The sequence below is a fragment of the Peptoniphilus sp. DNF00840 genome (assembly GCF_001553125.1).
Classification (GTDB): Bacteria; Bacillota; Clostridia; order Tissierellales; family Peptoniphilaceae; genus Peptoniphilus_A; species Peptoniphilus_A vaginalis.
In genome coordinates this window covers 24,883-50,201 of record NZ_KQ960247.1, presented here as the reverse complement: position 1 = coordinate 50,201, position 25,319 = coordinate 24,883, and the positions used below count along the sequence as shown (strand labels likewise).

At 36.1% G+C, this 25,319-nt stretch carries 22 protein-coding genes and 1 other annotated feature; of the genes, 20 read left to right on the top strand and 2 right to left on the bottom strand.

Annotated elements, in window-relative coordinates; genetic code table 11:
- Positions 1 to 177: 177 nt before the first annotated feature.
- The 12 genes from HMPREF1864_RS07540 (at position 178) to rplL (ending at position 10,494) form a co-directional block, all read left to right on the top strand.
- A complete protein-coding gene (locus HMPREF1864_RS07540; protein WP_062572177.1) occupies positions 178 to 1,734 on the top strand; it encodes an NAD(P)/FAD-dependent oxidoreductase in 1,557 nt (518 codons plus the stop codon).
- Positions 1,728 to 2,192: a tRNA (cytidine(34)-2'-O)-methyltransferase gene (locus HMPREF1864_RS07535; RefSeq protein ID WP_062572176.1), complete on the top strand. Its 465-nt coding sequence runs from the start codon at positions 1,728 to 1,730 to the stop codon at positions 2,190 to 2,192. The genes HMPREF1864_RS07540 and HMPREF1864_RS07535 overlap by 7 nt, the downstream gene beginning before the upstream one ends.
- A 32-nt stretch (positions 2,193 to 2,224) precedes the next feature.
- Complete coding sequence (locus HMPREF1864_RS07530; RefSeq protein WP_062572175.1) at positions 2,225 to 4,525, top strand: ATP-dependent DNA helicase; 2,301 nt, start codon at positions 2,225 to 2,227, stop codon at positions 4,523 to 4,525.
- A 33-nt stretch (positions 4,526 to 4,558) separates the two neighbouring features.
- Positions 4,559 to 5,446: a CPBP family intramembrane glutamic endopeptidase gene (locus tag HMPREF1864_RS07525; RefSeq protein ID WP_062572174.1), complete on the top strand. Its 888-nt coding sequence runs from the start codon at positions 4,559 to 4,561 to the stop codon at positions 5,444 to 5,446.
- 184 nt (positions 5,447 to 5,630) lie between these two features.
- Complete coding sequence (gene rpmG, locus HMPREF1864_RS07520) at positions 5,631 to 5,780, top strand: 50S ribosomal protein L33 (protein WP_062572173.1); 150 nt, start codon at positions 5,631 to 5,633, stop codon at positions 5,778 to 5,780.
- Positions 5,781 to 5,789: 9 nt separating this feature from the next.
- Positions 5,790 to 6,005: a preprotein translocase subunit SecE gene (gene secE / locus HMPREF1864_RS07515; protein WP_062572172.1), complete on the top strand. Its 216-nt coding sequence runs from the start codon at positions 5,790 to 5,792 to the stop codon at positions 6,003 to 6,005.
- Between the two features lie 14 nt (positions 6,006 to 6,019).
- Positions 6,020 to 6,562, top strand: coding sequence for a transcription termination/antitermination protein NusG (gene nusG / locus HMPREF1864_RS07510; protein WP_062572171.1), 543 nt, complete (start codon positions 6,020 to 6,022; stop codon positions 6,560 to 6,562).
- A 47-nt stretch (positions 6,563 to 6,609) separates the two neighbouring features.
- Positions 6,610 to 7,035: a 50S ribosomal protein L11 gene (gene rplK / locus HMPREF1864_RS07505; RefSeq protein ID WP_060799627.1), complete on the top strand. Its 426-nt coding sequence runs from the start codon at positions 6,610 to 6,612 to the stop codon at positions 7,033 to 7,035.
- Positions 7,036 to 7,074: 39 nt separating this feature from the next.
- The gene (gene rplA, locus HMPREF1864_RS07500) at positions 7,075 to 7,776 is read left to right on the top strand and encodes a 50S ribosomal protein L1 (RefSeq protein ID WP_062572170.1); all 702 of its coding nucleotides are present in this window, start codon (positions 7,075 to 7,077) and stop codon (positions 7,774 to 7,776) included.
- A 471-nt stretch (positions 7,777 to 8,247) separates the two neighbouring features.
- Positions 8,248 to 8,889: a DUF6198 family protein gene (locus HMPREF1864_RS07495; RefSeq protein ID WP_062572169.1), complete on the top strand. Its 642-nt coding sequence runs from the start codon at positions 8,248 to 8,250 to the stop codon at positions 8,887 to 8,889.
- A gap of 501 nt (positions 8,890 to 9,390) precedes the next feature.
- Positions 9,391 to 9,512 (top strand) — a sequence feature (ribosomal protein L10 leader region).
- 8 nt (positions 9,513 to 9,520) lie between these two features.
- Positions 9,521 to 10,057, top strand: coding sequence for a 50S ribosomal protein L10 (gene rplJ / locus HMPREF1864_RS07490; protein ID WP_062572168.1), 537 nt, complete (start codon positions 9,521 to 9,523; stop codon positions 10,055 to 10,057).
- A gap of 50 nt (positions 10,058 to 10,107) precedes the next feature.
- Positions 10,108 to 10,494, top strand: coding sequence for a 50S ribosomal protein L7/L12 (gene rplL, locus HMPREF1864_RS07485; RefSeq protein WP_062572167.1), 387 nt, complete (start codon positions 10,108 to 10,110; stop codon positions 10,492 to 10,494).
- A 157-nt stretch (positions 10,495 to 10,651) separates the two neighbouring features.
- Here rplL and epsC read toward each other — a convergent pair whose 3' ends face one another.
- Together epsC and cysK are read right to left on the bottom strand one after the other, a co-directional pair.
- A complete protein-coding gene (epsC, locus tag HMPREF1864_RS07480; protein ID WP_062572166.1) occupies positions 10,652 to 11,203 on the bottom strand; it encodes a serine O-acetyltransferase EpsC in 552 nt (183 codons plus the stop codon).
- Positions 11,196 to 12,086 carry a cysteine synthase A gene (gene cysK, locus HMPREF1864_RS07475; RefSeq protein WP_062572165.1) on the bottom strand — a complete coding sequence of 297 codons (891 nt, stop codon included), beginning with the start codon at positions 12,084 to 12,086 and terminating at the stop codon, positions 11,196 to 11,198. Before cysK ends, epsC begins: the two co-directional genes overlap by 8 nt.
- Before the next feature lie 593 nt (positions 12,087 to 12,679).
- Between cysK and glmU the strand changes: the two genes are divergently transcribed.
- The 8 genes from glmU (at position 12,680) to HMPREF1864_RS07435 (ending at position 25,318) form a co-directional block, all read left to right on the top strand.
- Entirely contained in the window at positions 12,680 to 14,059 is a 1,380-nt protein-coding gene (glmU, locus tag HMPREF1864_RS07470; RefSeq protein WP_062572164.1) for a bifunctional UDP-N-acetylglucosamine diphosphorylase/glucosamine-1-phosphate N-acetyltransferase GlmU, read from the top strand.
- Positions 14,060 to 14,072: 13 nt separating this feature from the next.
- A complete protein-coding gene (locus HMPREF1864_RS07465) occupies positions 14,073 to 15,023 on the top strand; it encodes a ribose-phosphate diphosphokinase (protein WP_062572163.1) in 951 nt (316 codons plus the stop codon).
- A gap of 9 nt (positions 15,024 to 15,032) precedes the next feature.
- Entirely contained in the window at positions 15,033 to 15,602 is a 570-nt protein-coding gene (gene pth / locus HMPREF1864_RS07460; protein ID WP_062572162.1) for an aminoacyl-tRNA hydrolase, read from the top strand.
- Positions 15,603 to 15,610: 8 nt separating this feature from the next.
- On the top strand, positions 15,611 to 19,090 hold the full coding sequence (gene mfd / locus HMPREF1864_RS07455) for a transcription-repair coupling factor (protein ID WP_062572161.1): 3,480 nt from the start codon (positions 15,611 to 15,613) through the stop codon (positions 19,088 to 19,090).
- A 52-nt stretch (positions 19,091 to 19,142) separates the two neighbouring features.
- Positions 19,143 to 20,219: a peptidylprolyl isomerase gene (locus HMPREF1864_RS07450; RefSeq protein ID WP_062572160.1), complete on the top strand. Its 1,077-nt coding sequence runs from the start codon at positions 19,143 to 19,145 to the stop codon at positions 20,217 to 20,219.
- Between the two features lie 185 nt (positions 20,220 to 20,404).
- A complete protein-coding gene (gene whiA / locus HMPREF1864_RS07445) occupies positions 20,405 to 21,340 on the top strand; it encodes a DNA-binding protein WhiA (RefSeq protein ID WP_062572159.1) in 936 nt (311 codons plus the stop codon).
- A 1-nt stretch (position 21,341) separates the two neighbouring features.
- On the top strand, positions 21,342 to 21,608 hold the full coding sequence (locus tag HMPREF1864_RS07440; protein WP_062572158.1) for an HPr family phosphocarrier protein: 267 nt from the start codon (positions 21,342 to 21,344) through the stop codon (positions 21,606 to 21,608).
- A gap of 284 nt (positions 21,609 to 21,892) precedes the next feature.
- Positions 21,893 to 25,318, top strand: coding sequence for a DNA polymerase III subunit alpha (locus HMPREF1864_RS07435; protein ID WP_062572157.1), 3,426 nt, complete (start codon positions 21,893 to 21,895; stop codon positions 25,316 to 25,318).
- The last annotated feature ends 1 nt before the right edge of the window (position 25,319 follow it).

Genomic DNA, 25,319 nt, shown 5'->3' with positions numbered 1-25,319 from the left:
CCCAGGAATTATTCCTGGGTTTGTCTACAATCTGGGGAGACCCAGTGAGGTCTCTTTTTCTTTTGGATTTTTTATTTTTAATTTTGTTTTGCTAATTTATATTTTTCAAATCTTTCTCTACTAAGTAGGTTTTTATTTACTAGAATGATTTCGTGTTATAATGTCCTTGGTGAAAAAATGATAATTTTAAGAAATATAAAAATTCCCTATGACAAGGACCAAGGGTTCTTGAGGGAGAAAATTGAAAAGGAAATAAATAAGAAGGATTTTGACTTTAAGATTCACAAGAAGTCTTTCGATGCCAGGAAGGGTTTGAACTTTGTCTACCAAGTTGTAATTGACCTAGACCTTGATGACATTGATGTGAAGATTAAGAAGAGACTTAAGAATAATCTTGCGGCCTTTGAAGAAGAGAAGCTTGAAGTTGAAAATAAAAATAAAGTTGAGTCAGCTGTAATTGTTGGGACTGGTCCTGCAGGACTCTTTGCAGCCTATCTCCTTGCCAAGAAGGGGGTCAAGGTTACTCTAATCGAGAGGGGCAAGGCAGTTGATGAAAGAGTTGAGGACATTGACAAGCTTCACAAGACTGGAGTATTAAATGAAGAATCCAACGTTCAATTTGGAGAAGGTGGAGCTGGAACTTTCTCTGATGGGAAATTAACTTCACGCTCCAAGGACAAGAGGATGGGTCACATCTTCGACATCTTTGTGGACCACGGAGCGCCAGAAGATATTCTCTACGAACAAAAGCCCCACATTGGTACAGACATCTTGCGTGATGTCATAAAAAATATGAGGAAGGAAATTGAAAGCTTAGGTGGAGTCTACCACTTCAGTGAAAGGTTTTTGGACTTTGAACTTGATGGCGGCAAGATTAGCAAAATCATTACTGACAAGGACAAGTACCAAGCTGATGCCTACATCTTGGCCCTTGGCAATTCTGCTCGTGATACCTTTAGGGCCTTAGACAAGTATGACCTAATTGAGCCTAAGCCCTTTGCAGTGGGTTTTAGGATTGAGCACTTGAGAAGGAACATTGAACTTGCACAATTTGGGATGACTTCTGATAAGCTACCAGCAGCGACTTACCAATTAAATGTTACTGACAAGGACTTTGACCACTCAGTCTATACTTTTTGTATGTGCCCAGGTGGCTATGTTGTGAACTCCTCTTCCCTTGAGGGACAACTTTGTGTCAATGGTATGTCCTACCACGATAGGGATGGCAAGAATTCCAACTCTGCTGTAGTTGCATCTATTGATGAGAAAATTTACGGGAAAGGCAATCTTGCAGGCATGGACTTTCAAAATATGATTGAGAAAAAGGCGTTTGATTTTGGTGGGGGCAAGGCTCCAGTCCAAAGACTAAAGGACTTTATGGAGGGAAGAGCTACAGAAAAACTTGGAGAAGTTAGCCCAACTTTTATACCAGGATATGTCTTTGCCGACTTAAATCAAATTTATCCAGAATCTATAAACCTTGCGATAAAAAATGCCCTTAAAGTCATGGACAAGAGGGTCAAGGGTTTTGCCAACGACGATGCGATTTTAACTGGGGTGGAAACTAGGACTTCTGCTCCAATTAGGATCAAGAGAAGTGACTACAGAACAGAAAAATTTCAAAATCTCTATCCCATTGGCGAGGGAGCAGGTTATTCTGGTGGAATAATTTCTTCTGCCCTTGATGGGATAAAGTGTGCCATAGAAATTTTAGAAGGAGACAAAAAATGTTAAACATAGTATTTTACGAACCAGAAATTCCCTTTAACACAGGTGCTATTGCAAGGACTTGTGGACTTACAAAGACAAGGATCCACCTCATAAGGCCCCTTGGTTTTTCCGTTGATGACACCCATTTAAAAAGGGCAGGTCTTGACTACTGGCATCTTGTGGATATTACTTATTACGATTCCTATGATGAACTTGTGGAAAAGTATCCTGACAGGAACTTTTACCTTGCTTCAACAAAGGCAAAGAAGAAGTACACAGATGTTGAGTATAAGGATGGGGACTTTATAGTTTTCGGACCAGAAACTCGTGGTCTGCCAGAAGATTTAATTTTTTCAAATTACGACAAGGCCATAAGGATTCCAATGCTAAAGGACTTTGGCAGGAGTCTAAACTTGTCAAACTCTGCAAATATAATTTTATTTGAAGCCCTAAGACAACTTAATTTTTTAGATTTGGAATAGGTTTAACTTACAACAAGTAGAAAGGATTTATTGTGAAGGAAGTAAGAATCTCCGTAAGAAATTTAATAGAATTCGTCAAGAGGTCTGGCGACATAGATAGGAGATTCTTTTCCAACAAGAGGGCTGTGGAAGGAATAAGGGCCCATCAAAAGGTCCAAAGGGAATACTCCAAGGACTTCTTGACAGAAGTTTTTTTGAGGACCACTGAAGAAATTGAAGGAATAAATTTTACAGTTGAGGGACGTGCTGACGGGATTGAAGTCACAGAACAGGTGACAGTTGATGAAATTAAATCAACTACGAGAGAGCTTGAGGACCTTGAGAAGGAAGAAAATATAATGCACTGGGCACAAGCCAAGTGCTATGCCTATATCTATGCCAAGGATCATGAACTTGATGAGATTAATGTCATGCTCACCTATTTCCAACTGGAGTCAGAAGAAATTTTAAATATAAAAAAGACTTTCACTTTTGGCGAGCTTCGTGACTTTTTTATGGGGACTCTTGTGGAATATCTCGAGTTTTCTAAGAGGATTGTTGAGTGGAAGGATATAAGGGACGAGTCTATAAAAAAATTAAAATTTCCCTTTAAGTCCTTTAGGAAGGGACAGAGAGAACTTTCTGTTGCAGTTTACAACACCATTGATGATGAAAATAAATTATTTGTGGAAGCACCAACGGGGATTGGCAAGTCAATTTCCACAATTTTTCCAACAATTAAGACCATGGGAGAGGACAAGATTGACAAGACCTTTTATCTTGTGGCAAGGTCCACAGGGAAGAATGCAGCCAAGGATGCCCTTGAAAGGCTTTTGAATAAAAAGCTTAGACTAAAGCTTACAATAGTCACAGCCAAGGACAAGATCTGCATCAACGACAAGGTAGCCTGCAATCCAAAGGACTGTCCCTATGCCAAGGGCCACTTTGACAGGGTCAATGATGCCATAATTGACATCTTTGATGCCTGCGACAACTTCACAAGAGAAAATATTGAAAAATTTGCAAGGCTCCACATGGTTTGCCCCTTTGAATACCAGCTTGACCTCTTGGACTTTTCTGACTTCATCGTCTGCGATTACAACTACATATTTGACCCAACAGTTTATCTCAAGAGATTTTTTGAAAATTCCATGTTGAGGTTTACTCTTCTAGTTGATGAAAGTCACAACCTACTTGAAAGGGGAAGAGAAATGTATTCGGCAGAAGTTTCCATTCCCGACCTTGAAAGCTTAAGAGAAATCCTTCCAAAGAAGAGGAAGGCTGCAAGAAAGCATCTTGCTAATGCCCTTGAAGAATTTCAAAAGTTGGACTCACGCAAGACCTTTCATTCTTATGAGTCCTTTGTAGGCTTTAATGGGGAAGTGGAGAAGACAGTTTTCTCCATGAACGACTTTTTGACCAAGGACAAGGACCAAGAAAACTATGACCAAGCTCTTGATATTTATTTTTCACTTTTTAACTACATCAAAATTTTGGAATACTACAACAGGGATTTTGTTTCCATAAAAGACGAGGACAAGATAAGGATAAAGTCCCTTGACATCGCACCCATTTTTCAAAATATTTTAAGGGCACCAAGGTCCTCTGTATTTTTCTCTGCAACCCTAAACCCCATAAAGTATTATGGAAAACTTTTGGGAGCAGACGAAGGGACTTCCTACTACAAGATTGAGTCCCCCTTTGATCCTAACAATCTCTTAGTTCTTCGCAACAATAAAATTTCAACAGTTTACAGAGATAGAGAAGAGTCCATTGACGAAATAATTGATAACCTCAAAGAGTTTTCGCAAGATGATGGAAATTATATTTTCTTCTTTCCATCCTACTCTTATATGGAGGCAGTCTACGATAGATATGTAGAAATTGATGGAGAAGCTATTAAGCAGGATAGAGAGATGACAGAGGTAGAGAGGGAGGAATTTTTAAACAATTTTACTTTCTCATCATCAACAAGGGCCTTTGCAGTCATGGGTGGAGTTTTCTCTGAAGGCATAGACTTAATTGGCGAAAGGCTAAGAGGAGTTGCCATAATTAGTGTTGGCATTCCCGGACTTTCTTACGAGAGAAATATTTTGAAGTCCCACTTCCAAAAGAAGTACAATAGAGGTTACGAGTATGCCTACATCTATCCAGGCATGATCAAGGTCATCCAATCCGCAGGAAGGGTTATAAGGACAGAAGATGACAGGGGAAAAATTTTATTAATCGACAAGAGATTTTCACTTGAACCCTACAAGTTTTTGTTACCCCACCACTGGCAAATTTTTGATTATGAAAAGTTAGACCAAATGGAAACAATTTTAAAGAACTTTACGAAAGAGAAAGGTAATTAAAATCACAAAAAGAATAAAAAAGGAGATTATACAATGAATTTAGAGAGGAAAAAAATTTTAGAAAAAATTGGATATGCTACAATTATTTCTTTTATTATTTTTATTTTTTTAGCATCAATTAAATTTAAAGGAGTTTCCGACTCTTTTTTTGTATTTAGATCTCTTTTAAATCCAGTTTCAATCTTTATTGGATTTAGTTGTTTCTTTGGTATTCATATTAGGGATTTTTTTAGAGATTTAATCAAGGGAATAAAAGAAATAAAATTAAAAGAGCTAATTTTATTTTTAAAATATGTTTTTATTTATCAGGGAATTATTATTTTGACAACAAATTTAGATGTTCTACAAGAAACGGATATTGAGACAAGTAACTTTATTGATTTATATGTAAGCATTACTATGATATTATTTGTCTTATTTGAAGAATATATTTTTAGGTATTTAGTCCAAAGAAAGTTAATGAATGTTTCAAGTGATTATGGGATATTATTTATGGCAATAGTTTTTGGACTATTTCATTATGGAAAATATAAATCAGGTTTTTTATTTGGTATTGCATTAGGAATTATTTACGCAATAACAAAAAATATCACTTGCACCGTAATAATCCACTATTTTTTAAATTCAACAGTATCCGTGAGAATTGTGGTATTTTTTCAAAATCTTTTTATAGCAAAGAATATTGAATTAGCCCAAATAAATAAGATGACAGGATTTATAAGTCTACTCTTGGGAATTATTTTAATTTTTGGACAATTTTTGTTAAATAAAAACTATGTAGCTACTTTTAGTCAAAGGGAAAAGGAAATTCTAAAAAAAATATTGCAAGAGATTAGATGTTTACCTGAACTCATGAAGATATTCCCACTTAACATAGGGCTTCTTTTTAGAGTCTTTATTTTTATACAAAAATATATCTAAAAATTTAATCTTTTGAGTATAAAAAGTCATTTTTTGCTAAAAAATTTTAATGAGGTCAAAAGCCTAAAAAATAGAGAAAATTTATAATAAATATCTTTACAAAGCCTTTCTTATGTGATAATATTGTTGAGTAAATTAGAAGGAGCCAAAGGCGGCTCTTTTTTTTAGCACTGGAGGTGTTTTTATGGCAGATAGAGTAGTACTTGAGTGCACACAATGTAAAAACAGAAATTATGTGACATATAAGAACAAGAAAAAGACTACTGAAAGATTGGAACTAAAGAAGTATTGTAAATTCTGTAAAGAACATACAACACATAAGGAAACTAAGTAAGGAGGATTTATGGCTACTAAAACAGCACCTAAGCCTGAAGAAAACAAAGGTGGTCTAGGTAGATATTTTAGAGGTGTGAAATCTGAATTCAAAAAAGTTGTATGGCCTACTAAGGAGACTGTAATCAAATATTCTATTATAGTAATCGTGGCAGTTATTTTGTCATCACTACTATTATTAGCATATGATAAGATCATAATGTTTTTATTTGGTTTTATTTATTGATTGGAGTGTTATAGTTGGATACACAAGAGCTTAACAACAATGAAGCTTCAAAATGGTATGTAATACACACTTATTCAGGTTATGAAAAAAAGGTAAAGGCAAATATGGAAGCCATGGTTCACAATCGTGGCATGGAAGATGTCATCTTCGACATTAGAATTCCTATGGAAGACTATGTAGATACTAAGGATGGCGTGTCCAAGGCAAAGGAAAGAAAGATGTTCCCATCTTATGTCCTTGTAAATATGATTATGAATGATGAAACTTGGTATCTTGTAAGAAATACAAGAGGAGTAACTGGTTTCGTTGGACCTGCATCAAAGCCTGTACCCCTAACTGATGAAGAAGTGTTACTACTTGGAGTTACTGATAACAAAGAGTTATTCGATAATTACGAGATAGGGGAGTTAGTCAAGGTTATACATGGACCCTTCAAAGACTTGGTGGGTAAAATTGACGACTTCAATTACGACAAAGGAAAAGTTAAAGTTTGTATCTCCATGTTTGGAAGGGATACAATAGTTGAATTAGATTTCAATCAAATTATTAAAGAGTAAGAGATGTGTGGGAGGGTAAACCCGCATTACCACAAGGAGGAAATAAAATGGCAAAAAAAGTCATAGCATTAGTAAAATTACAAATTCCTGCAGGAAAAGCTACACCAGCTCCACCAGTTGGTACAGCACTAGGACCTCATGGTGTAAATATCATGCAGTTCACAAAGGAATTTAACGCAAAGACTCAAGATCAAGCAGGTATGATTATCCCTGTTGTTCTTACAGTTTATCAAGATCGTTCTTTCACTTTTATCACAAAGACTCCACCAGCTGCAGTGCTTATTAAGAAAGCTCTTAATTTGCCAAAGGCTAGTGGTGAACCAAACAAGAAAAAAGTTGGAAAGCTAACAAAGGCACAAGTTGAAGAAATAGCAAAAACTAAGATGCCAGACCTTAACGCAGCAAGCTTAGAAGCAGCTGTTGAATTGATCGCTGGTACAGCTAGAAGTATGGGTGTAGAAGTAGAAAGATAAGTGGGAGGCTAAGCCGTAGGTACCACGAAGGAGGTAAATATGCCAAAAAGAGGTAAAAAATATCAAGAAAGCGCTAAGCTTGTAGATAAATCGAATTTATATGACGTTAACGAAGCTCTTGACTTAGTTACAAAAACTGCTAAGGCAAACTTTGATGAAACAGTAGAACTTGCAGTAAGACTTGGTGTTGACCCAAGACACGCTGACCAACAAGTTAGAGGTACTGTAGTACTTCCTAATGGAACAGGTAAAGAAGTTAAGGTACTTGTTCTTGCTAAGGGAGAAAAAATTAAGGAAGCTGAAGCAGCAGGTGCTGACTTCGCTGGTGGAGAAGAATTAGTTGAAAAAATCCAAAACGAAAACTGGTTTGGTTTCGACGTAATGATTGCAACTCCAGATATGATGGGCGTAGTTGGTAAAATCGGTAGAGTTCTTGGACCAAAGGGACTTATGCCAAACCCTAAATCAGGTACAGTTACATTTGATGTAGAACAAGCTGTTAAAGAAGTTAAGGCTGGTAAGGTTGAATATAGAGTTGACAAGGCTGCTATAATTAACGTACCAATTGGAAAAGTTTCTTTCGGAGCTGACAAACTTGCTGAAAACTTCAAGACAATTGCAGATGCTATTATTAAAGCAAAACCAGCATCAGCAAAGGGTCGTTATTTAAAATCAGTAACAGTTTCATCAACAATGGGACCTGGAATCAAAGTAAATGGTTCAAAATTAATGGAAAAATAAAAACACCTAAGATAAATAAAACCCCTCGACTTCTTATGAAGTAAGAGGGGTTTTATAATGGACTTAAGTTTAAAAGCTTAGGTCCTTTTTATTAGAAATTTTTAAAAACATTTGGTGAAGATTTTGAAAAATTATAATTTTTAAAGCAAAAGAACTTGCAATTTATAAAGTTAGGCACTATAATACTAAACGTTGATTAAGTATTTTACGGTGGTTACCGAAATTTTCAGGTAGTTTTTATCTGATGCTAAAGTTTACGACAAGAGAGCTTACTATCTGCCTGATGTGGGAGATAAAAAAGCTAAAAAGTAACTATTACGCTCAGAGTTTTTACAAGAAAAAATCAGCAAATAAAAAGCATCAACACCACAAGATTGCAAAAGTACGAAGGATATCCTTACGACCGACAGCAGTCTTTTTTTGTTGGTTGGATACCCTTCTAATATTGCGAAATATTAAGGAGGTGTTAAAATGCTAAATCAAAAGCTGACTTGGTTAAAATTATCAAGAGCAGGACTAATTAATATTATCTTAGGATCTATGATTGAGGCTTTTACAGTTGTAAATATTCATATCCCATCTCAAATTACAGAAGGTGGAATCCTAGGCCTTGCCTTATTATCCTACAAGACCCTTGGTATAAACCCATCAATCCTAAGTCCAGTAATGGATGTTATTTGTGTTATTATTGGAATAAATATTTTTGGAAAGGCATTTTTAAGAAAGACTTTATTAGCTTCTTTATTGTTTGCCCTCTTCTATAAAATATTTTCACTTATGGGACCAATTCTTCCTGATCTTTATAGCTATCCATTATTGGCAGCTGTAGTTGGAGGCATTGGCATTGGACTCGGTTGTGGACTAGTAGTATCACAAGGAGGAGCCACAGGTGGAGATGACGCCTTGGCCCTTGTAGTGTCAAACAAGACTAAGATAAATATTTCTTATGCCTACTTACTAATGGACCTAATAGTCTTAGTAATGTCTTTAACTTATATTCCATTTTCTAGATTAATTTATTCTTTAATTACTACAACAATATCATCTCTTTTAGTAGGTCAATTTGAAGTTAATGTTAGTCCATCAGTGGAAAAGACAAATCTTTCGATTTAAAATTTTATTTTAAGTTGATGATTTCTAAGTTCATATATGAGAAAGAGTAGCTTAGGCTACTTTTTTTTATTGAAATTTTTATTTTTATATTAGCTTGTGAGTTTAACTAACTTATTAAAAACTTGTAAACTTGTAGTTATTTATAAAGTCGTGAGAACTTATGACTTAATAAAAGCTTATGAGCTTGTAGTTATTTATAAACTTGCAATAACTTATGACTTAATAAAAACTTGTGAGCTAACAATTTTTTATAAATTAGTGAGACCTTAGGACTTAGCAATTTTTTATAAAGAAGTTAAGTAAAAATTAAAAGGCTTTTGATCTTGAGAAAAATAATGAAAAGTGGTTTGATAAAAATTTTTGAATCATAAATATAAGAAAACTTTAAAATCAATCTAATTTAATATATAATTATCTAGAAAATTGCAATTAAATATAGAAAAACAAAGAATTTAAAAATAAATGCAAATAATCATTGACAAGGACCCGAAGACTATATATAATACATATGTTACTAAGCCGCAGACAGTAGGTGGCACTGCCATAAATCCTACCGAGGTTTGAAATTCGGATTTATTTGATTTTCACATCTCACGGCGGTGTGAGATTTTTTTATTTTGGGGGTGACAAATTGAAAGAAGAAAAATTACAATCAAAACAAGCCCTAGTAGATGAAATTAAAGAAAAAATTCAAGGCGCTCAATCTATCGTTCTTGTAAACTACAGAGGATTAACAGTTGAAGAAGTAACTGAACTTAGAGCTAAGTACAGAGAAGCAAATGTTGATTACAAGGTTTATAAAAACACAATGATGAGACGTGCTTTCGAAGAGTTAGGTGTTGAAGGTTTAGAAGACTTCCTAAAGGGACCAAGCGCTATTGCATTTGGTATGGAAGATCCAGCATCCGCAGCAAAAATTTCATCAGAGTTTGCAGAAGATCATGAAGCACTAGAAATTAAAGCAGGATTTGTTGATGGAAAGGTATTATCACTTCCAGAAATCGACGCACTTGCTAAATTACCATCCAAGGAAGTTCTTGTTGCACAAGTACTTGGCGGCTTAAACGCTCCAATCCAAGGATTCGCAAATGTACTAAGTGGTACACTATCAGGTTTTGCAAGAGTTATTGCACAAATCGCAGACAAGAAAGAAAAGGAAGCAGCTTAATCTGCTAAAAAATTAAGAAAAATTATTATTTAAAATTACGGAGGAATAAAATGTCAGAAAAAGTAGAAAAATTAATTGAAGAAGTTAAAGAACTTACAGTATTAGAACTATCAGAAGTTGTTAAAGCTCTAGAAGAAGAATTCGGCGTATCAGCAGCAGCTCCAGCAGCAGTTGCAGCAGCTCCAGTAGCAGGTGCAGCAGCTCCAGCAGCAGCAGGCGAAGAAAAAACTGACTTCGATGTAATCCTTGCAGAAGCAGGACAAGAAAAAGTTAAAGTAATCAAAGTTGTTAAAGACGTAACTGGACTTGGACTTAAAGATGCAAAAGCATTAGTTGATGGAGCTCCAAAGGCAGTTAAAGAAGGTGCTTCTAAAGAAGAAGCTGACGAAATCAAGGCTAAACTTGAAGAAGCAGGAGCAACTGTAGAAGTTAAATAATTTAACTAAGTTAAAATTTAAAGAAACTGTCCCATTGGGGCAGTTTTTTGTTGAGAAATTTATAAGTGTGTAAAGAAAAAGAGAACTCCTTTTATGTCGAGTTCTCTTTTTTGATTGTGAGTAAAGTTTTGCCTATGAAATTTTCAGCTAAAATAAATTAGTGGAACTTGTTTTCGCTTGGGTTGTGAAATTTCACTACCTTGGCGGGAGCTCCAACGGCAGTTGAGTTGGCAGGTATATCTGTAAGGACAAGGGCGCCTGCACCAATTTTTGCTCCATCGCCAATTGTTACTGGTCCAAGGACTGTGGCACCCGTCCCAATTATGACGTTGCTGCCAACTGTGGGGTGCCTCTTCTTTTGCTTTTCGTTGCCTGTTCCACCAAGGGTTATGTTGTGGTACATGTGACAGTTATCTCCAATCTCGGCAGTTTCTCCTATAACAACAGCCATGCCATGGTCAATAAAAAGATTCTTGCCAATCTTTGCACCTGGATGGATTTCGATGCCAGTCTTCTTCCTTGCCCTTTGTGAAATCCATCTTGCAAGTGTAGTGTGGTCTTTTTCATAAAAGTAGTGGGCAATTCTATGACTCACCATACAGGGAACAATGGGATACATAAAAATTGCTTCGAATAAACTTTTACAGGCTGGGTCCTTTAATAAAATAAATTCTCCGTATTCTTTTATTTTTTTCAAATACTTAATCATTTTCAAAAAGTTCAGTGGACATATATCTTTCAGCTGTGTCAGGTGCAACTGTGACTATATTTCCACCAAGCTCCTCTTGCATTTTTAGTGCACCTACTACATTGGCACCAGCTGATATGCCAACAAGTAGTCCTTCTTCACGAGAAAGTCTTCTTGCCATTTCTATTGCTTCATTTGACTTAACAGTGATTGTCTTGTCTAAGATTTTTGTGTCTAAGACTCCTGGCACAAAGTTTGCCCCAATCCCTTGAATCTTGTGTGTGCCAGCTTGACCTCTTGTGAGTAGTGGAGATTCATCTGGTTCAAGACCCCAAACTTTTATCTTTTCATCCTTAGATTTTAAAAATCTTCCAACACCTGTGACTGTTCCTCCGGTTCCTATTCCTGCAACAAAGCCTGAGATGTCCTTTAGGTCCCTATAAATTTCTGGACCTGTAGTTTCTTCGTGGGCAAGTGCGTTGTACTTGTTTTCAAATTGGTTTGGCATAAAGTAGTTGCCTGTAGCTACAAGTTCCTTTGCCTTGTCAACTGCTGCCTGCATTCCACCTTCTCCTGTTAAAATTAAATTTGCACCAAAGGCTGCGATTAAGTTTCGCCTTTCAATTGACATAGACTTTGGCATAACAATATTTACCTTGTAACCAAGGGCACGACCAATCATGGCTATGGCGATTCCTGTGTTGCCACTTGTTGGTTCAACAATTTCCATGCCTTCTCTTAGGGATCCGTCTTTGATGGCTCCCCTTATCATGTAGAGGGCGGTCCTGTCCTTGATAGACCCTCCTGGATTAGACTTTTCTACTTTTACAAAGATCTTTCCTCCGCCAATGTTTTCTAATTGTACTAATTTTGATTCTCCAACTGTCTCTAATAATTTTGTCATTTTTTTCTCCTCCGTTAATACATAAAAAAAAGAGTATATGAAATCATATACTCTTAAAATCTTTCTCAATAACTAATAAAATTTTAAAATATTGATTCACATTCAAATAAGTCCTATAAAATTTTTTATAGAACAACAACAGAATGCTTGGCTTGTGAAATTTTTAAAAATATTTAAGTTTTTCATTTTTATCGCCTCTCAATATGTTTCGACTATACCCTTTAGAATTTTATTTGTCAAGTACAAATTAAATTAAAAAAATTTTTAGGACTTAATAAAAATTTATAAAAGTGTAAGACTTTACGACTTAATAAAGATTTACGACTTTATAAAAGTTTACAACTTTATAAAAGTTTACAACTTTATAAAAACTTACGACTTTATAAGAAACGATGACTTTGTAAAAATCTATAAGTTCACAAGAATTTATGACTTCACAAGAATTTACAACTTCATCAAGAATTTATTTTATTTTTACAAAATCCAAAAAAATCTTATACAAGAGGCTGAAATATAAATTTATTATGAAATTTTCTTGAATATAAGAGTCAATCTTAGTTATAATGTAAGAAGTAAATAAAAAGAGGTGTTTTATGAAAGTTTCAGTTATCCTGGCAGCAGGAGAGGGAACGAGAATGAAGTCCAAAAAACCAAAGGTACTTCATGAAATTCTTGGAAGACCTATGCTTTTTTATGTCCTAAATTCTTGCAAGCATTCGCAAGTTGAAAAGAATCTTGTAGTTGTGGGACACAATAAGGAAAAAGTACGCAAGGCCTTTGAAGATGAAAAAGATGTGGAATTTATTGAGCAACCCATTGGCGACAATGTACCCTATGGTACAGGCTATGCCGTTATGAATGCTCTTGATAAAATAGACGATGATGACACAGTTATTATCCTAAATGGAGATACTCCAATTATTTCTAATTCAACTATTTCATGCTTTTTGAGATATCACGAAGAGAGAAATAATGATATAACAGTTTTATCTGCTGATATGAAGGATCCTACAAACTACGGCAGGATTGTCAGGGATGAAAATGCAAATGTTGTTGCAATAGTAGAGGAAAAGGACGCAAGTGAAAAGCAAAAGTTAATTCGTGAAATTAATTCAGGAATTTTTGCCTTTAAGGGTTCTTCTCTGAAGTCAGCTCTTACAAAGATTGACACTAACAATGCAGCTAATGAGCTTTATATAACTGACACTCTTGAGATCCTAGTTAATGAAGGCAAAAGGGTTGACTCCTTTAAGCTTAGGGACACAAGAGAAATCCTTGGTGTTAATTCAAGATACGAGTTATCTATTGCAGCAGAAATCCTACAAAAAAAGATAAACAAGGAATATATGATAAATGGTGTTGGGATAATTGATCCTAAGTCCACTTATATTGAATATGGGGCTACAATCGAAAGAGATGTAATGATTTACCCAGGCACTCGCATTGACAGGAAGTCTATAATAAAAGAAGGGGCAGAAATTTACTCTTCAACAATAAAGAATTCAACAATTGGGGAAGATGTTCTTATTAGGTCATCTGAAATAGAAGACTCTACTATTGGGAGGGGAACTACAGTGGGTCCTTACGCCCACCTAAGACCAAACTCTCATGTTGGAGAAAATTGTAAGATTGGAAACTTCGTTGAAGTTAAAAATTCCAATGTTGGAAATGGGTCAAAGATGAGCCACCTTGCTTATATAGGCGATGCCGATGTGGGCAGTGGAGTTAACATAGGTTGCGGAGTGGTCTTTGTTAATTACGATGGAAGAGATAAGTTTAGGGCCAAGGTTGGGGATAATGCCTTTATTGGTTCTAATGCAAACTTAGTAGCACCAATTGAAGTAGAAGACTATGGCTATGTTGCAGCTGGATCTACTATTACAAAAAAAGTTTTGAAGGGGCAACTTTCTCTTGAGAGAGCACCTCAAAAAAATATAGATGGTTGGGTTGAGAGAAAAGGATTTATCAAATAGGAGGACATGGATAATGAACACAGTTAATGGAGATATTGTAGTATTTACAGGAAATTCTAACCTTAGTCTTGTAGATAAAATTTGTGAAAACTTGGGAATTGAAAAGGGCGCTTGTACTGTGTCCACATTTTCTGATGGAGAAATTTCAATTGATATTGGAGTTTCTGTAAGAGGTAAGGATGTTTTTGTTATCCAATCAACTTCTTCACCAGTTAATGACAACCTAATGGAACTTTTAATTTTAATTGATGGTCTAAAGAGGGCATCAGCTGGTAGAATTAACGCAGTTATCCCTTACTACGGATATGCAAGACAAGACAGAAAGACTAAGGCAAGAGAACCTATTACTTCAAAACTTGTTGCAAATCTAATTACTGAAGCAGGAGCTGACAGAGTTGTTGCAATGGACCTTCATGCTGGTCAAATCCAAGGATATTTTGATATTCCAGTCGACCACCTAACTGCAGTTCCTTACCTTGCAAGATACTTCAAGGACATTGTAAAGGAAGACGACTTTGTAGTTGTTTCTCCAGACCTTGGAGGAGTTACTAGGACAAGAAAGTTTGCCAACGAATTAAATCTTCCTATTGCAATAATTGAAAAGAGAAGACCAAAGGCAAATGTATCTGAAGTTATGAATATTATTGGTGATGTTGAAGGCAAGTCAGTTATACTTGTTGACGACATCGCAGATACTGCTGGAACTATTACTAAGGCAGCAGATGCTTTAAAGGCAAGAGGTGCAAAAAAAGTTTATGGAGCTGCAACTCACGGAGTCTTATCAGGTCCAGCTATTGAAAGAATAGAGAATTCATCTCTTGAAAAATTTGTAATCACAGATACTATTGAACTTCCAGAAGAAAAGAAGATAGATAAGATTGATATTGTGTCTGTTTCTCCAATTTTTGCATCAGCAATTAAGAGAATCAACACATCACAATCAGTTAGTGAAATGTTTGAATAAGGTGATTAAGTGTATATAATTGCAGGACTGGGAAACCCCGGCAAGAAGTATGAAGATACTAGGCACAATGTGGGCTTCTCAACAATTGATGTCCTTGCGGATAAGCTTAATATAAAAGTTAATAAGATTAAATTTAAGGGGCTTGTAGGTGAAGGGAGAATCGGCAACGAGAAAGTCATTCTCCTAAAGCCCCATACTTTTATGAACAATTCCGGAGAATCAATTGTAGAAATTTTAAATTTTTATAAATTAAAGCCAGAAGACTTAATGGTTATTGTGGATGATATTGACATTGAATTTGCACAGATAAAGATAAAGAAAAATGGATCTGCTGGAACCCACAATGGACTTAAGTCAATTGTAAACTTAACAGGAAGCAAAAATTTTGCCAGGTTTAAAATTGGTGTTGGAAAGAAACACCCTAATGAAGATTTGGCAAGTTTTGTTTTGTCCAATTTTCCAGCAAAGGATAGAAAGCACATTGCAGATGCTATTGATGCCTGTGCTGATGCAGTAATTGATGCAGTGGACTCAGGCATTGACAAGTCCATGAATTCTTATAACAACAACATTTATTGAGGTGAAAATTGAATTTTTTAATCAATAGTGTAAAAAACCTAGAAGCTTTTAAGGAATTAGATAAGTCGATAAAAATTTCAAAGAACACTGCAGTCTTTGGTTCAGAGGAGGCAGTGCTCTCTCTTTTTGCGCCCACTTTTGCAGCTGAGGGGAGGAAGGTTTGCCTCATCTCACAAGATAGGGTAAGGGCAAGAAAGGCCTACGAGGACCTGGAGTCCATCTCAGATGAGACTTGCGTCTACTATCCAGAGAAGGATGTCTTTTTCTATGACAGGGATTCAAAGTCCAAGGAGAATACAAAGAAGAGGCTAGAAGCCATGGCAGAGCTTTCAAGTGGCAGGGCAAAGATGGTTGTCACAACCTTAAATGCCTTGACTGCAAAAATATCAAGACCAGAAATTTTTGCTTCTTATAAGATTCTTATAGAAGTTGGGCAAGTTTTGAATCTTGATGACCTTCCCAAGAAGCTTGTGGAAATGGGATACGAAAGATTTCCAAGTGTTGAAGGCCTAGGTCAGTTTTCTCTTAGGGGGTCCATCATCGACATTGGGACTCAAGACGCCAATTATAGAATAGAACTTTTTGATAACGAAGTTGACTCTATTAGATCCTTTGAAATCGAAAGCCAAAGGTCCATTGAAAAGTTAGAAAAAATTACAATTTATCCAATAGAAGACTTGATTATAAAAGCAGATGAAAGGGATAAGCTTGCCGAGAGAATAAAAAAAGATATTTCTAAGACTAAGCTCGTGGGAAAAGAAAAAGATCGACTCAATGAAAAGTTTTTAAGATACGTTGACAGGCTAGAAAACCAAGAGACAATTATCAACAAGGACTTAATCCTTCCCTATGTAGACCAAGATGAAGTTGGCTCCTTCTTAGATTACTTAGATGATTTTATATTTTTAATCGAAGAGCCTTCCAGGATTGTTGAAAGAGAAGAAGAACTTGACCTTACCAATGGAGAAAAGTTTGCGATCTTAATTGAAAATGGTGAAGTCACAAAGACCCACGAAAAAACTTTTTACAACTACAAGGACATAGTTGAGGAGTTAAATGAAAAAACATTAATAACTTTTAACGCCCTCTTGAAGCCACCAAAGATGTTTAAGCCAAAGGACATTGTAAATATAAAGGTCAAGAGCGTAACCAACTATATGTCAAAGATAAAACTCTTCAAGGAAGACCTAGACTACTATGGGAAAAATAACTTCCAAGTCATCCTTCTTGGGGCAACAGAAAAAAGAGCCAAGAGACTTTTTGATAACCTTGTGGACTTGGGTTACTCACCTCAATTGGCAAAAAACACAAAGAATGAAAAAATTACTTCCAAGCTTGTTGTCACTACTGGTGCCTTAAATGATGGAATAGAATTTTCTGATTCCAAAACAGTTTTTATAAATTATTCAGAAATTTATGGGTCCTTCTCAAAGAAGAAAAAGAAAAAAACTCCTAAGAAGAAGTCACTAAACTTTGAGGATCTACAAATTGGTGACTACGTAGTTCACGAGGCCCACGGTGTTGGTAAATATGTAGGGACAAGAAGGCTTGAAGTATCAGGCATACAAAAGGACTACATCCTCATTGAGTACGGTGGAGAGGACAAGCTCTTCCTACCAATTGAGGCACTTGTTTCCATTTACAAGTACGTACAAGAGGGCAAGAGACCACCAAAGGTCAACAAGTTAAACTCTCTTGATTGGAAGAAGAAGAAGGCTCGTGCAAGACAGTCCATTGATGATATGGCTGAGGACTTAATAAAACTTTATGCAACTCGTGAGAAGACCAAGGGCTTTGCCTTTAGTGAGGACTCCCAGTACCAAAGGGACTTTGAAGATGCCTTCATCTATGAAGAGACTCCTGGTCAGTTGAAGTCTGCTGAAGAGATAAAAGAGGACATGGAGAAGCCTTCTCCTATGGATAGACTTCTATGTGCCGACGTTGGTTATGGAAAGACAGAGGTTGCCCTTCGTGCTGCCTTTAAGGCAATACTTGATGGAAAGCAAGTTGCAATTCTTGTGCCAACAACTATTTTGGCACAGCAACACTACAACACAATTAAGGAGAGGTTTAAAAACTTCCCTGTTGGAGTTGGACTTCTTTCAAGATTTAGGTCCAAGAAGGATCAGAAGATGGACCTTGAAGGTCTAAGGGATGGTAACATTGATATAATCGTAGGAACTCATAGGCTCCTTTCCAAGGATGTGAAGTTCAAGGACTTGGGACTTTTAATTATTGACGAAGAGCAAAGATTTGGTGTTCGTCACAAGGAAAAGTTGAGGATGCTAAAGGAAAATGTAGACACATTAACTCTAACAGCTACACCAATTCCAAGGACTCTCCAAATGTCTATGATTGGAATAAGGGATATGTCTGTTATAGAAGAGCCGCCTGAAGAGAGATTTCCAGTGGAAACTTACGTCCTAGAATATAACAATCTCATGGTGCGTGAGGCCATCCTAAAAGAAATTGAAAGAGGAGGACAAGTTTACTTCCTCTACAACAAGGTTTCAAATATGGAAAATAAACTTTTGGAACTTAGGAAGCTTGTGCCAGAGGCGACCTTCTCTATGGCAAATGGTCAGATGACTGAGAAGGCCCTTGAAGATACAATGATCGACTTCATAGAGGGTAATGTTGACGTATTAGTTTGCTCAACTATAATAGAAACGGGTATGGACGTTCCCAACGCAAACACGATGATAATAACAGACTCTAATAGACTAGGGCTTTCACAACTTTATCAACTTCGTGGAAGGATAGGAAGGTCATCGAGAATTGCCTACGCCTACTTCACCTACGACAGGACAACATCAATCTCTGAAGTGGCACAAAAAAGACTCCAAGCTATTAAAGAGTTCACTGAGTTTGGGTCAGGTCACAAGATTGCAGAAAGAGACCTTGAGATAAGAGGGTCAGGCTCCATACTTGGGTCAAGGCAGTCAGGTCACATAGAAAAAATTGGTTACGACCTCTATATGAAGTACCTAAAGGATGCTGTTATGAAGTTAAAGGGTCTTGATGTGGAAGAAGAAATTGAAACTACAATTGACCTCAAGCTTGATTCCTTTATACCAAAGGATTATATTGCAGATGACAGGACAAGGCTTGAGATTTATAAAAAGATTTCAGTTTTATCAACTGAAGAAGAGTACTCAGACCTTGTTGATGAATTAATAGACAGGTTCTCAGACTTTCCTGATGAAGTTTCAAACCTTATGGACATTGCCCTCTTAAAGAACAAGGCCCAAAAGGCAAAAGTTTCATCAATTGTTGAGAGAAGAGGAGAGTATAGGGTAAGAGTGGAAGGTGAAGTTCCACTTCCTACCATAATGGAAATAAACAACGAGTTCGAAAATGTTTCTTACTCCATGGGCAATGTTAATGAAATTGTATTGACTAAGCTTAAGTATCCTCTCGACGAGCTTAAAAAATTAGTTACAATTTTGTATTTACACAAAAAGGACACAAAAACTTCTAAAAAGTAGTGTATAATATAGATACTAAATGATAATAATTAAATAGAATAAGGAGAGAAAAATGTTTTTAAAAAAATTTAGTAAGATAGCAGTGACTATTGCACTAGCAGGTTCACTCGTAGCTTGTAGTGGTGCACATAAAGATGCAGCAGCTAAAGTTGGTGGAGTTGAAATCCCAATGGCAGATTTTTATAAGTCTTATGCAGCAAGGGTAAATCAACTTACTTCAATGTATGGTGAAGGTGTTCTTAAGAACAAGGAAGACGGTAAAAAGACAACAGAGGAACTTCTAAGAGAACAAGCAATCACTGACTTAACAACAACTGAAGCTCTTAAACAAGATGCAGAAAAATCAAAAATCACTGTTTCTGATGATGAAGTAAATAAAAGGCTTGACGAAATCAAGGCACAACTTGGTGGCGAAGAAGCCTTCAACAAGTTCCTAAAAGAAAATGGACTTCCAAAGGAATATGTTGCTGAAAATATGAAAAATCAAATGTTAGTTGGTAAATACACTCAAGAAAAATTAAAAGAACTTGAACCAACTGAAGAAGAAGTTAAGAAACAATACGAAGACAACAAGGATTCTTACTACAAGGCTAAGGCATCTCACATCCTAGTTGATGACTTAAAACAAGCTAATATTTTAAGAAAGAAGATCCTAAAGGGCGAAGACTTTGCTAAGCTTGCAAAGGAAAATTCTAAGGACACAGGAAGTGCACAAAACGGTGGATCACTTGGCGAATTCACAAGTGGACAAATGGTTGAAGCCTTTGACAAGGAAATTGCTAAGATGAAGGTTGGCGACATTTCTGAACCTATTAAGACACAATTTGGTTACCACATAATCAAGCTTGAAGATAAAAAGCCTTTAGAATTTGATGCAGTTAAGGACCAAATCAAGGCACAACTACAACAAGAAAAATTCAAAGATTACATTGACAAAGTTAAGAAACATGCTAAAATAAAAATCTATGTTAACACTTCTAAAGAAGTTCAACTTCCAGAAGAATACAAGAACTTTGGTAAGGTAGTAAAAGAAGACCAAGCAAAAGAAGCTAATGCAAAGTCTGAAGCAGCAAATAATAATGCAAAAAAAGAAAATGCAAAGGCTGAGAACAAGAAAGAAACTAAATAAGATTTAAATTAAAGCCTGTGAGTAAAGAGCAAAAGGATTAGAGTCCTCTCTTAGGTCACAGGTCTTTTATTTTTTATCTAATCAAGTCTTACTTTCCTTTAATAGTGAATTAAAAATCTAATTTTAGAAACAATAAAAATAAAATTCTGATATAATAAGAGAAATATGGATAATGAGGTGAAGTAATGAGTTTTTCATCAGAGATTAAAGATGAAGTCGCTAAGATAAAAGTAGATGACTACAAATTAATTTTATCTGAACTCGCAGGGATAACTCCCATGTGCGGGATTTTAAATTTTAAAAATAATAAAATTTCTATGGAATACATTACAGAAAATGCTCCTGTGGCAAGGAGAATTTTTACATTTTTACGAAGGTCCTTTGGTTTTAACGTTGAAGTTAAAAATGTTAGGTCCACTCAACTTAAAAAAAATGTATTTATTATCTATATATCGCAAGATGAGTCTTGCAGGTTACTTCTCGATGAGTTAAAATATATTAAGGGTGCAAGCGTATTTATGATAAACTATGCTCCCACTGATCTCATAAAAACAAGTAATGAGAAAAAGGCCTACATCCGTGGTGCCTTTATGGGTTCGGGATCAATTACTGATCCAAAAAAGGGATATCATTTGGAATTTGTTTCTGAAAACGAATCCAACGCATACTTTTTAAGAGATGCAATTAATGATTTTGGACTTAACTCAAAGGTGATTATGAGGAAGGAAAAATACATAATTTACATCAAGGACTCAGAACAAATTTCTGATTTCCTATCTCTTATAGGTGCCTATAATTCTGTTTTGAATTACGAAAATATTAGGGTTATAAAGGAAATGAGAAACAATGTAAATAGGATTGTAAATTGTGAGACTGCCAACTTAAATAAAACAGTTAAGTCATCTTATGACCAGGTAGAAGATATAAAGCTGATTGAGAAAGAATTGGGGATAGAAAACTTAGATGAAGATTTGAAAGTCATAGCCAAGATAAGACTTGAGAACAGGTCTATGAGTTTAAATGATATCGCGAACTCTCTTGAGCCAAAGCTTTCAAAGTCCACTGTTAATTATAGATTTAAAAAACTTAGGAGAATTGCTAACAAGTTGAGGGGTGTATAAAATGGTAAGTAAAAAAGTTGTACTTAATAATAGTGACGGGCTCCACGCTAGGGCAGCTGCACTGTTTGTAAGAGAGGCTAACAAGTTTGCTTCTGAAATAAATCTTGAAGCTCATAATGATAAGGTAAATGGCAAGTCCATTATTGGTATTATGTCTCTTGGTGCCTTCACAGGCGAAGAGATTATCATCGAAGCTGATGGAGTAGATGAAGAAGAAGCTGTAGAAAGATTAGCTTACTTAGTTGAAAAAGAATTTATAAATCTTTAATTTAATAAAAATAATTTGCTTGGAGTTTTGCTTTGTCAAAACTCTTTTTTCATGTCCTTTTATTTGTCTTTGGCCTTTGATAAAATATATTAAAGATTAGTAATGAAAATTTTTTATTTTTTTAAAGTTTATAAGCTTGTGAAAAAATTTTAAGAAGTCCTTAATGAGTGATAAAAAATTTTTTTTAAATCAAGTTGAAAGTTTTGAAAATTTTTATATCACTAATTAAAGATGAAATGATTTTAAAATAAAAAATTTGTGATTTATAGATTAAGGATGATCCTATGAATAAATTTGTTCACCTACATCTCCATAGTGAATACTCTCTCTTAGATGGTTCGACGAGAATAAGCCTCTTGCCTCAAAGGGTAAAGGACCTTGGCATGGATGCAGTTGCCCTAACTGACCATGGCAATATGTATGGGGCAATTGCCTTCTACAAGGCCTGCAAGGATGTTGGAGTAAAACCCATCCTAGGTTGTGAGGTCTACATCTCAGAGAAGGATATGACTGTAAAGGACAGGACCAACAAGAGGTACCACTTGATTCTCTTGGCAGAGAACAATGAAGGCTTCAAAAATATTATGAAGATAGTCTCCATAGGTTACGTTGATGGGTACTATTACAAGCCTCGTGTTGATAAGGAAGTCTTAAAAAAATATTCCAAGGGTATTATTGCAACTTCAGCTTGTCTTGGTGGCGAAGTTCAAAAATTTCTTTTAAATAGGGATAAGGAGGCTGCAAAAAAAGCTGCTCTTGAGTATAGAGACATCTTTGGAGAAGAAAACTTCTTCTTAGAACTTCAAGACCATGGCATGCCAGAGCAAGCCAGGGTTAATCGTGAGCTTGTCCTTCTATCTGAGGAGCTAGGGATTCCCCTAACTGCATCTAATGACGTCCACTATTTAATGAAGGAGGATGCAAAGAGTCACGATGTCCTACTTTGTATTCAAACAGGAAAGACTGTCAAGGACACAGACAGGATGAAGTTTCCATCAGATGAATTTTACCTAAAGTCTCCTGATGAAATGGCAGCTATCTTCCCAGAAAATCCTGAGGCCCTAGAGAACACTGTGAAGATTGCAGAAAGGTGCAAGGTTGAAATCACCTTCCACGATCTTCACTTGCCAGAGTTTACAGTGCCAGATGAATACACCCACGAGGAATACTTAAAGAAACTTGCCCTAGAAGGAATGCTTAAGAGATATGAAAATGTAACTGATGAAATTAAGGACAGGTTTGAGTTTGAATTCAACACCATAAAGAACATGGGCTATGTTGACTACTTTTTAATAGTTTGGGACTTTATAAGGTATGCAAGAAAGCATGAGATCCAAGTTGGACCTGGAAGGGGATCTGCTGCTGGTTCTATGGTTTCTTATTGCCTGGGAATAACTGACGTGGACCCTCTAGAGTTTGACCTACTATTTGAAAGGTTTTTAAATCCAGAGAGGGTTTCTATGCCCGATATTGATATAGACTTTTGCTATGAAAGACGTGAAGAGGTTATTGAATATGTAAACAGGAAGTACGGAGACTCTCACGTTGCCCAAATAGTTACCTTTGGAACCATGGCTGCCCGTAATGCCATAAGAGACGTGGGCCGTGCCCTTGATATGTCCTATGCCAAGGTGGACTACATTGCCAAGCAGGTACCCCAAGCCATTAACATGACCATAGAAAAGGCTCTAGAAGTTTCAGAAACCTTTAAGGAAATTTACGATGGAGAAGAGGATTCAAGACTTTTAATTGATATGGCTCTTAAACTTGAAGGACTCCCAAGACACACGTCAACTCACGCAGCTGGTGTTGTAATATCCAAGGACGAACTGACAGAATATGTTCCCCTAACTAGAAATGACAAGATTATTGCCACTCAGTTTAATATGATTGAGCTTGAAGAGTTGGGACTTTTGAAGATGGACTTCTTGGGTCTAAGGACTCTTACAGTTATAAGGGATGCAATTAATTTAATAAAAGAAAATCAGGGGAAGGTAATAAATTTTGACAACTTCAACTACAATGACCCAGAAGTTTTAAAGATGTTTGCAAAATCAGAAACCCTTGGGGTCTTTCAATTTGAATCCTCTGGTATGAGGGCCTTCTTAAAGGAACTAAGGCCAGATGAATTTTCTGACTTAGTTGCTGCCAATGCCCTTTTTAGACCTGGACCAATGAAGCAAATTCCAAAATTTGTGGGTTCTAAGCACGACAAGTCCACAATTTCTTACATCCATCCAAAGCTTGAGCCTATTTTGAAATCAACTTATGGTTGTATAGTCTACCAAGAACAGGTAATGCAAATTGTTCAACAAATTGGTGGCTACTCTCTTGGCAGAGCAGACATTGTTAGACGTGCCATCTCCAAGAAGAAGATGAAGGTCATGGAAGAAGAGAGGAAGAACTTCATCTATGGCAACAAGGAAGAGAGAGTTTGTGGTGCCATTGCCAATGGAGTCGACGAAAAGGCTGCCAACGAAATTTATGACTTGATAATAGACTTTGCCGACTATGCCTTTAACAAGTCTCACTCCGTTGCCTATTCTGTAGTTGCTTATAGGACAGCTTGGCTAAAGTATTATTATCCAAGGGAGTTTATGGCGGCACAAATTTCTACTTACACCAACGACATCAAGCAAGTCAGTCTTTATATTGAAGAGATAAAGAGACTGGGAATAGAAATCTTGCCACCAAATATTAATTATTCTTATAAGAACTTCACTGTTGAGGACAATAAAATTAGGTTTGGGCTAAAGGCTGTTAAAAATGTTGGGGACAACTTAATAGATGTAATTGTGAGAGCAAGGGCAAAGGGACCCTACAAGTCTCTAAAAGATTTTGTTGATAGGATCAATGCCCTTGACAAGTCTGTCCTTAACAAGAGGGCTGTGGAATCCCTAATAAGGTGTGGAGCCATGGACGACTTCAGGGGTAACAGGGCCCAATACCTTGCAATTTATGAAGGGATTTTATCCTCTTCATCAAATACTGCAAAAAATAATGTAATGGGTCAATTTTCACTTTTTGAAGAGACTGACCTCCAAGAGGACTTGCCAAGACTTCGTGACTTTCCACAAAAGGACAAGCTTGACATGGAGAAGGAAGTTATTGGTATGTACATCTCTGGTCATCCCCTTGATCCTTACAGGGAATTAATCGAGAAGAATTCATCTATAAACACAAATCAAATCTTTGAAAAGTATAGGGAAAATCTCTTGAGGGGGTCCAAGGTCAAGGTTGGAGGAATTTTAAAAGCCAAGAAGACCATGATAACAAAGACCAACAAGATGATGGCCTTTGCAGCCCTAGAAGACTTATTTGGAACAATTGAACTTGTAATCTTTCCAAATGTCTACTCACGCTACAAGGACTTGATTGAAGATGAGAATGTGGTTGTAGTTGAGGGTCACTTCCAAGAATCAGAAATTGAAGAGCCAAAGATTTTGGTGGATTCAGTATCAAGACTTAAGATGCCAACAAAAAATAAATTATATATTTCTGTTGACTCTATGAAAAATGAAAATGTAAATGAAATAAGAAGAATTTTAAAAGATTATGAGGGGTCCACTCCTGTGGTCTTCTTTGAAGAAGAAACGCGAAAGGCCTTTGGGACTGATCCAAACCTTTGGATTGATGACAAGTCCTTTGACGAAATTCAAAATAAATTGATAGCTTATACTAAGTCTAGAGACAAAATTATTTTAAAGTAGG

Excerpts from the sequence above, each read along its gene's own strand:
- rplA (WP_062572170.1), top strand. The coding sequence starts at position 7,075 with ATGCCAAAAAGAGGTAAAAAATATCAAGAAAGCGCTAAGCTTGTAGAT.
- HMPREF1864_RS07540 (WP_062572177.1), top strand. The coding sequence starts at position 178 with ATGATAATTTTAAGAAATATAAAAATTCCCTATGACAAGGACCAAGGG.
- HMPREF1864_RS07435 (WP_062572157.1), top strand. The coding sequence starts at position 21,893 with ATGAATAAATTTGTTCACCTACATCTCCATAGTGAATACTCTCTCTTA.
- epsC (WP_062572166.1), bottom strand. The coding sequence starts at position 11,203 with ATGATTAAGTATTTGAAAAAAATAAAAGAATACGGAGAATTTATTTTA.
- cysK (WP_062572165.1), bottom strand. The coding sequence starts at position 12,086 with ATGACAAAATTATTAGAGACAGTTGGAGAATCAAAATTAGTACAATTA.
- HMPREF1864_RS07465 (WP_062572163.1), top strand. The coding sequence starts at position 14,073 with ATGAACACAGTTAATGGAGATATTGTAGTATTTACAGGAAATTCTAAC.
- glmU (WP_062572164.1), top strand. The coding sequence starts at position 12,680 with ATGAAAGTTTCAGTTATCCTGGCAGCAGGAGAGGGAACGAGAATGAAG.
- HMPREF1864_RS07535 (WP_062572176.1), top strand. The coding sequence starts at position 1,728 with ATGTTAAACATAGTATTTTACGAACCAGAAATTCCCTTTAACACAGGT.
- HMPREF1864_RS07495 (WP_062572169.1), top strand. The coding sequence starts at position 8,248 with ATGCTAAATCAAAAGCTGACTTGGTTAAAATTATCAAGAGCAGGACTA.
- HMPREF1864_RS07525 (WP_062572174.1), top strand. The coding sequence starts at position 4,559 with ATGAATTTAGAGAGGAAAAAAATTTTAGAAAAAATTGGATATGCTACA.
- whiA (WP_062572159.1), top strand. The coding sequence starts at position 20,405 with ATGAGTTTTTCATCAGAGATTAAAGATGAAGTCGCTAAGATAAAAGTA.
- rplK (WP_060799627.1), top strand. The coding sequence starts at position 6,610 with ATGGCAAAAAAAGTCATAGCATTAGTAAAATTACAAATTCCTGCAGGA.
- rpmG (WP_062572173.1), top strand. The coding sequence starts at position 5,631 with ATGGCAGATAGAGTAGTACTTGAGTGCACACAATGTAAAAACAGAAAT.
- secE (WP_062572172.1), top strand. The coding sequence starts at position 5,790 with ATGGCTACTAAAACAGCACCTAAGCCTGAAGAAAACAAAGGTGGTCTA.
- HMPREF1864_RS07440 (WP_062572158.1), top strand. The coding sequence starts at position 21,342 with ATGGTAAGTAAAAAAGTTGTACTTAATAATAGTGACGGGCTCCACGCT.
- HMPREF1864_RS07450 (WP_062572160.1), top strand. The coding sequence starts at position 19,143 with ATGTTTTTAAAAAAATTTAGTAAGATAGCAGTGACTATTGCACTAGCA.
- rplL (WP_062572167.1), top strand. The coding sequence starts at position 10,108 with ATGTCAGAAAAAGTAGAAAAATTAATTGAAGAAGTTAAAGAACTTACA.